Here is a 1,426-nt window from a genome sequence, read left to right as displayed (position 1 = left end):
TAAGGCCGAGAGCTGATGACGAGTTACCCTTTGGGTGACGAAGTGGTTGATGCCATGCTTCCAAGAAAAGCTTCTAAGCTTCAGGTAACCAGGAACCGTACCCCAAACCGACACAGGTGGTTGGGTAGAGAATACCAAGGCGCTTGAGAGAACTCGGGTGAAGGAACTAGGCAAAATGGCACCGTAACTTCGGGAGAAGGTGCGCCGGTGAGGGTGAAGCACTTGCTGCGTAAGCCCACGCCGGTCGAAGATACCAGGCCGCTGCGACTGTTTATTAAAAACACAGCACTCTGCAAACACGAAAGTGGACGTATAGGGTGTGACGCCTGCCCGGTGCCGGAAGGTTAATTGATGGGGTTAGCTAACGCGAAGCTCTTGATCGAAGCCCCGGTAAACGGCGGCCGTAACTATAACGGTCCTAAGGTAGCGAAATTCCTTGTCGGGTAAGTTCCGACCTGCACGAATGGCGTAACGATGGCGGCGCTGTCTCCACCCGAGACTCAGTGAAATTGAAATCGCTGTGAAGATGCAGTGTATCCGCGGCTAGACGGAAAGACCCCGTGAACCTTTACTATAGCTTTGCACTGGACTTTGAATTTGCTTGTGTAGGATAGGTGGGAGGCTTTGAAGCGTGGACGCCAGTTCGCGTGGAGCCATCCTTGAAATACCACCCTGGCAACTTTGAGGTTCTAACTCAGGTCCGTTATCCGGATCGAGGACAGTGTATGGTGGGTAGTTTGACTGGGGCGGTCTCCTCCTAAAGAGTAACGGAGGAGTACGAAGGTGCGCTCAGACCGGTCGGAAATCGGTCGTAGAGTATAAAGGCAAAAGCGCGCTTGACTGCGAGACAGACACGTCGAGCAGGTACGAAAGTAGGTCTTAGTGATCCGGTGGTTCTGTATGGAAGGGCCATCGCTCAACGGATAAAAGGTACTCCGGGGATAACAGGCTGATACCGCCCAAGAGTTCATATCGACGGCGGTGTTTGGCACCTCGATGTCGGCTCATCACATCCTGGGGCTGAAGCCGGTCCCAAGGGTATGGCTGTTCGCCATTTAAAGTGGTACGCGAGCTGGGTTTAGAACGTCGTGAGACAGTTCGGTCCCTATCTGCCGTGGACGTTTGAGATTTGAGAGGGGCTGCTCCTAGTACGAGAGGACCGGAGTGGACGAACCTCTGGTGTTCCGGTTGTCACGCCAGTGGCATTGCCGGGTAGCTATGTTCGGAAAAGATAACCGCTGAAAGCATCTAAGCGGGAAACTTGCCTCAAGATGAGATCTCACTGGGACCTTGAGTCCCCTGAAGGGCCGTCGAAGACTACGACGTTGATAGGCAGGGTGTGTAAGCGCTGTGAGGCGTTGAGCTAACCTGTACTAATTGCCCGTGAGGCTTGACCATATAACACCCAAGCAATTTGTATGCTCCA

The 1,426-nt window shown here is 53.4% G+C and carries 1 rRNA gene; it reads left to right on the top strand.

What is annotated here, in order from left to right:
* Positions 1-1,398: ribosomal RNA gene (locus tag BLU76_RS30300) — 23S ribosomal RNA — on the top strand; the annotation flags it as partial.
* Between the last annotated feature and the right edge of the window lie 28 nt (positions 1,399-1,426).

Origin of the sequence: Pseudomonas sp. NFACC08-1, assembly GCF_900106735.1 — a bacterium.
Lineage (GTDB): Bacteria > Pseudomonadota > Gammaproteobacteria > Pseudomonadales > Pseudomonadaceae > Aquipseudomonas > Aquipseudomonas fluorescens_Q.
Note: the sequence above shows the minus strand (reverse complement) of the source record. Positions and strands in the feature narration are given on the sequence as shown.